Annotated in this window: 4 protein-coding genes and 2 pseudogenes; 2 read left to right on the top strand and 4 right to left on the bottom strand. The window is 32.2% G+C overall.

The features are described from left to right. The first annotated feature begins 394 nt into the window (after nucleotides 1-394). Nucleotides 395-1,204, top strand: coding sequence for a hypothetical protein (locus AFK68_RS16555; RefSeq protein ID WP_094673739.1), 810 nt, complete (start codon nucleotides 395-397; stop codon nucleotides 1,202-1,204). 221 nt (nucleotides 1,205-1,425) lie between these two features. On the opposite strand, the gene AFK68_RS45470 is transcribed toward AFK68_RS16555, so the two are convergent. Both AFK68_RS45470 and AFK68_RS45475 read right to left on the bottom strand, forming a co-directional pair. Then, a partial coding sequence (locus AFK68_RS45470) for a glutamine amidotransferase (protein ID WP_143437948.1) occupies nucleotides 1,426-2,131 on the bottom strand: 706 nt, incomplete at its 5' end. A gap of 1 nt (nucleotide 2,132) precedes the next feature. Further along, a pseudogene (locus AFK68_RS45475) lies at nucleotides 2,133-2,419 on the bottom strand (glutamine amidotransferase); the annotation flags it as partial. 431 nt (nucleotides 2,420-2,850) lie between these two features. On the opposite strand from AFK68_RS45475, the gene AFK68_RS36915 reads away from it, so the two are divergent. After that, complete coding sequence (locus AFK68_RS36915; RefSeq protein WP_168186511.1) at nucleotides 2,851-2,994, top strand: hypothetical protein; 144 nt, start codon at nucleotides 2,851-2,853, stop codon at nucleotides 2,992-2,994. Between the two features lie 2,572 nt (nucleotides 2,995-5,566). Here the strand turns inward: AFK68_RS36915 and AFK68_RS16580 are convergent. After that, nucleotides 5,567-5,812, bottom strand: a pseudogene (locus tag AFK68_RS16580) (IS1634 family transposase); the annotation flags it as partial. A gap of 691 nt (nucleotides 5,813-6,503) precedes the next feature. After that, nucleotides 6,504-6,704: CHAT domain-containing protein (locus AFK68_RS16590; RefSeq protein WP_143437947.1), on the bottom strand; the 201-nt coding region annotated here is incomplete at its 5' end.

Below are 6,704 nucleotides of genomic sequence, written 5' to 3' on the forward strand. Positions count from 1 at the left end.
TGAAGACTGATTCATTACAAAACCGCTTATAAAACTTTTAACATAAATATTATAGATTGATTGGTGATTCCATAGCAAGAATTTAGTAAGCATTCAGCCTTTAGCTATCAGCCAGTTAAGAAATTATAGCTGATGGCTGATAGCTAAAGGCTGAATGCTTACTAAATTCTTGCTATGGAATCACCAATCAATCTATAATATTTATGTTAAAAGTTTTATAAGCGGTTTTGTAATGAATCAGTCTTCAGAAATTCAACAGGTCAAGAAATATAAACCATTGCTTTACATTACTCCTAATGATAAATAAAGTTTACAACAATCTCTATCTTCAGCAATTACTACTGTCACTAATGAAACTAATGAAACTACTGAAAAAGATGAAGAGCCATCAAGTATGATGACATCAGGTTTGATTTTAATACCAGTGCTTTTTGCCATATCAGAATCAGCAAAAATGATGTTTTCTCGCCAACAAAATACTCAAGGTAGTGAAGAAGAAAAACTAGAAGAAAATACAAAATTAGCTTTAAGTCAATTGAATTTAGAAGATTGGTCAGAATTAATAACAGAAACTACCTACTCAGATATACCAGAAGATTTTGACTTTCCTCCTGGTCATCCATTACCAGGAAAATTATATAGAGCACATCCCTTAAAATCTAAAAGTAACAGATATATTCCTATAGAAGTATTTGACTCTTTACTCTATGCAGAAAGAGAAGCCGAACTAATTCGTTTATTGGTAGATTTAGGAGCAACTAAAATAACAATTAAAGAAAAAAAAGTCGGTCAAAAAGAGATAGAAGTAGAAACAAATGCTATTCTTAGTAGAATAGGTGGATTAGAAAGCAAAATAGAAGGAGATATTAATAAATTAGATGAAATAAGCAGAAATTTATCACTTGAAGGAAAACCCTGGAGTTCGGAAATAGTAGAAAAATTTGATGAAAAAAATTATAGTTGGCTTGCTTATGAACCAGCATGGAGAGCAGTTACTCATAGTCGTTTAGAAGGAAAATGTTTAACAGCTTCTATTGAATTAACTAATGATGATTCTTATTCTATTTCGGGAAAAGTAGGACTCGCTGAAGGATTACTACAAAACTTAACTGACTTAAATTTAGGAGCATCATTTATTCGTAATCAAAACAAAACAAGTCTAATTTATGTCGAATTTGCTCCCACAGAAAAAAATCAAAATTGATAATTTTTTCTCTAAGTTTGCTGTTCACAAATTAACAATAAACAATTACCACTTCTTATAAATAAGAGGATTGGTTAAAAGGATTTTTGTCTTTTTTTCCATGAATGGAGAGGCTTTACACCTTAATTTCTCGGCAAGTCAATATAGTTATGGAAAGTCATGTAGAGATATTTTGTCAAGTATCCCTACATAAAGTTTCTGGAAAGTATGAAAAATAATAATTATCTAACTAATAACTTTTCTGGCTCTTTTATACTCTCTAATTCTGATAACCAAGTCTCCCAAAATTGATTGGCATAAATTTCTAATTTTTGACCATAAATTGCTGTATCTTCTCTTAACTTAGTAACAGTCACATCTGGAGTTGTAGATATTTCTGCTGCATGACCAATAAACCATCTTTCCAATCCAAGAGTAGTTACTTCCGGGTGAAATTGCAAAGCTAAACAATTTTTTCCCCAACTAAAAGCTTGGTTTTTATACTTAGAAGTTGAAGCAAGTAAAGTTGCACCAACTGGTAAATCAAATGTATCACCATGCCAATGTAAAACAGATGTATTTTCTGGTGATAAATAAGTTAAAGATGAATTGATTCCTTCTTGAGTTAACTCCAATTTTGACCAGCCAATTTCTTTACCTGAACCTGCATAAACTGATGCTCCTAATGCTCTGGCAATTAATTGACAACCCAAACAAATACCAAGGGTAGGTAAATCTGCTTTCAGACGATTTTGTAATAAACTTAATTCATCTGATAAAAATGGATAATCTGGCTCGTCATAAACTCCAATAGGTCCGCCAAGAATTATCAGTAAATCAGTTTTTTCTGAATCAATTTCAGCTAGATTATTTACTCCAGCTTCTAGATAATTTACTGCATAATTTTGTTGTGTCAAAGCATCAGCTAAAGTTCCTAAGTCTTCAAAANCCCAAACAAATACCAAGGGTAGGTAAATCTGCTTTCAGACGATTTTGTAATAAACTTAATTCATCTGATAAAAATGGATAATCTGGCTCGTCATAAACTCCAATAGGTCCGCCAAGAATTATCAGTAAATCAGTTTTTTCTGAATCAATTTCAGCTAGATTATTTACTCCAGCTTCTAGATAATTTACTGCATAATTTTGTTGTGTCAAAGCATCAGCTAAAGTTCCTAAGTCTTCAAAAGCTAAATGTCTAATAACAACGGCATTTTTTGTATCTTTCAATCCCATACTCCTTAAGTTAAATTAAGCTTATATTGCACTATGTTAGTTGGTAGAGAAAAAAAATGAATGGTTAAGAAGGAAGAAAAAATTAGAGCGATCGCCCGATGCCTAACCTTAAAATTAGTGACTGAAAAGTTTGCAAAATTATTCTGATTAACTACTTATATCAAATACAAAAAATTATGCTACTTCAAAAAAACTATACCCCCATTTCCTGATGAATCTTCAGTAGCAAACATTAACGTATTTCATATTATATAAAATCCGTTAGTATCAGTATAAAAAAGCAGATCAACCGGGTTTGTCTCAAATGCCCTTGTACGGACGTTGCACAGGCAAAAATGCGTTTTCCGTTCCGGAATGCTCCGCAAACATGTCGCATAGCGTTTAGCTAACGCACAACTTCGTTAACGCTGCGCGACATATAAAGCGGAGCTTTGCGTCAGCAAAACTTCCCTACTATTGACCTCCCACAAACCCGGTTTATTGTTACTCCGATTTTTCGGGAACCGTGGCAAGCAGATTTGATATTAGATATAGTTGACGGAAGTAAAAAGTTAAAAGTCAGATTTATAGACTAAAAATTTTCATACTAAAAGAGAAACTTTAAACCGGATTGATTAATTATCAATTATCAATTATCCATTATCCATTGGTAAATATTTTTTGCTTGTTCCCTATCCTAATCCCTACTTCCTCATGTAATAATTTTTCAGCATTAATCAAACCAAAATCCATTCCAGATGAGGCGAACCTCACTCCACTTAGTGGCTAATAAAATAAACCAATCTTCATGTTGATTGTAGATAGCAATTACGTCTTATTTTTAATAGTAAATAGTTAAAAACAAGCTAGGGAGATATAGCATAAGTCAGAAATTAGAAGTAAAATTATTTTTGGGACTAAATTTCAATATTTCCTATAACTTTGTGGGCTATTTTTAATAGTGAATGATGTGAATATCTTTTTAAAACAACCGATAACGCTCGATTCAAGTTCACTTCTAAATCTTGGTTTTGAATATCCACAATGATTTGATAAACCAGTTCAAAAATAATTCGTTCATCTTTGGTAAAAACAATATATTCGGCATTATCTAAATTTTTAAATTTATCTAATTCTGCCAGACTTCTTTCACCACTAACTTGATAACCTCTGGCATCTCGATATAGATAAAAGTTGAGATGATAATTTTTGACAACTAATTCATTCCAGTTAGTCATCCGAGAAAAAAATGCGTTTCCTCCATCATATAAAAAACTTATAGCATAACCTAGATTTGCGGTCTGAATCACCAAATGGTCTGGAATTTTTTTAGGTCTATCTAAAGCGAGAAAATCTAACTTTATATCTGGTTTAATTACTTTAAAGGATTCAAAAATTTTCTCCAATTTTCCTCGGTCATCACTACTGGTAATAATTTGAGACTCACTATAGTTTTCTTCTAGTTCATGGTATTGCTGATTGAGGTAATCTATGATAATTTTATCGGCATTAGTTTGAGTAGTCTCAGCAATAGATGTTTTACCATTTGTCTCAACTTTTGCTTCTAGATTAGATTCANTACTTTAAAGGATTCAAAAATTTTCTCCAATTTTCCTCGGTCATCACTACTGGTAATAATTTGAGACTCACTATAGTTTTCTTCTAGTTCATGGTATTGCTGATTGAGGTAATCTATGATAATTTTATCGGCATTAGTTTGAGTAGTCTCAGCAATAGATGTTTTACCATTTGTCTCAACTTTTGCTTCTAGATTAGATTCAATATCCAGTTTTCCAGCTATTTTGAGAACAAGTTCTTTAATTTGTTTAATGTCTGAGGCTAAACTTTGTATATTGGCATTATCTTGTAATTTTATTGTGCTGTTTGTATCGACATTCAGATACTCAGGTACGGAAATACCGTGAATTTTATAATTATAGAAATCAGCCGCAGAATTAATAATTCCACGCACAGAATTTCTACTTAAGATAGTCTGAATTTCCTGTGGAGAAAAAATTTGCTCTATCGGAATATTAATAGACTTTGATTTTTCATTAAGAATCGCTTTTAGTTGGTGTTCAGATGGCTTTTGCAACAAGACTTGACATTGAGAAATTCTATCTATAATAGAATCATCAAACTCTTGTTGGAACTGTTCCCAGCGATCGGGAAATAAATTCAAAATAATCAAANTCTGAATTTCCTGTGGAGAAAAAATTTGCTCTATCGGAATATTAATAGACTTTGATTTTTCATTAAGAATCGCTTTTAGTTGGTGTTCAGATGGCTTTTGCAACAAGACTTGACATTGAGAAATTCTATCTATAATAGAATCATCAAACTCTTGTTGGAACTGTTCCCAGCGATCGGGAAATAAATTCAAAATAATCAAACTATTTGGAACATGGGTAAAAATTTCCTTGATGGCTTCTCCAAAACTATGCAAAAGATTTTGATTATATTCTCTACCCAAACCTTCTAACTGATCGAATACAATAATTAAAGGTTCATCTAAAAGTGATAAATAACCAAATATTTTTAGTGCTTCTAGAGATACTTCTTCTCTATTTATACTTTGATGCCAGGATGCTATCCTAACCTTATCTAAGTATTTTTGAGGTACTTCATTCATTGCTAACCATTCTCTAATTATGCAACGATAATCAATAGATCTATATCCACAAAACTTGATAATTCCTTTTAATATTTCTGGTCCATATCCTGCCCTGGAATAATTTGTCACCCACCACAGATAAACTCGATTTTCTATATGTTCCCAAAGTTCTCTTCTAGCTTTAGTATCTGATGATAAATAGGTGAGTAATTTCAGGTAGTTTCCATTTTCTACTTCTGCTAATATATTCTTGTCTTTTTTGCTGACTTTTGCCAAATATAGATGAGGGTTTTCCACAATAATTTCTTTAAAAATATTGGCACAACTATTAGCAATCAAATATTCTAGTTGAGTATAATTAATTTTTGGTATACTCCTAATTAAAGATTCAAGTATCCGACTATAAATATGATATATAACAGCATCAGGATTATTCGGTTGACGAATAAATAATAGTCGGTTAGTTTTTAATCTACTATTTGCTAGTCGCATCATTAGGTGAGTTTTGCCAAACCCAGGTTCTCCTATAACTACAACCCCTTTACTTTGATGATTTATATCTTGTTTAATATTTTTCGGCGATCTTTTCCATCTATTTCTTGAACTAGCTGATGAGCTGCTTTGATACGAACTGGGACTCGGCTTAACCATTTAATATTTGTTAATAACTGGAGATTTTCTTGGGTATATAAAGCACTATCTGCCACCATTAAACTGTCAAAATTTAACTGATTTTTAAACTCTTTCATGGCTAGTACAAATTGTTTTTGGTCAGATTCATTTCCCGACCCAATTCTCATNATTATTCGGTTGACGAATAAATAATAGTCGGTTAGTTTTTAATCTACTATTTGCTAGTCGCATCATTAGGTGAGTTTTGCCAAACCCAGGTTCTCCTATAACTACAACCCCTTTACTTTGATGATTTATATCTTGTTTAATATCTTTTAGAGTAGATTGTATTCTATGAAATTCTTTACTAAAAACATTATCTGCATCGTTATGCGCTTGAAAAGGATGATCGACTCGACTACTTCCAAATGGATTTTTTCTTTTTTGAAGTTGAGCTTGAAGATTTAGATCTATCATAATCTTGATACTTGATATAATTGAAATTTCAACAATATAACCTATTATATCAAGTCTGGATCATTAAACATCTCTAGAAAAGAGAGAACAGGGAACAGGGAACAGGGAACAGGGAACAGGAAGAAAGAATAGATAATTTATGGATTAGAATTGATTTGATTTTTAATTTTTGGACATATCTATTAGTCATTGCAACTGGAACGGGATGGAAGGTTTGCGGAGCATTCCGGAACGGATAACAATCTCAGGGGTGTGCGGAGATTGCTTCCTATGGTCACAATGACGACTGTTCAATCGGATTCTATCTAACTTTCTAATGCTCTAATTATCGATTATTCACTATCGATTATTCACTATCAATTATCAATTATCAATTATCAATTATCAATTATCAATTATTATTTACCAAGGACTACCAACCATAGTAAACCCTGCCCAATAATAAGGATGAACAAAATTCTTAGAATGAATATTCGCCAACTCTGGTGGCAAAGTTACCTCCCCACGACTACCCGAACCCCTTAACTTACCCTCTTCTATGATAACTTCCCCCCTCAACATCGCTAATTGTGCTTCTCGTAATGCCTCTGCTTTAATCTTAAC

Source organism: Hydrocoleum sp. CS-953, from assembly GCF_002260545.1.
GTDB lineage: Bacteria > Cyanobacteriota > Cyanobacteriia > Cyanobacteriales > Microcoleaceae > Trichodesmium.

Coding starts and splice junctions, on each gene's coding strand:
- AFK68_RS16555 (WP_094673739.1), top strand. CDS start 395: ATGATGACATCAGGTTTGATTTTAATACCAGTGCTTTTTGCCATATCA.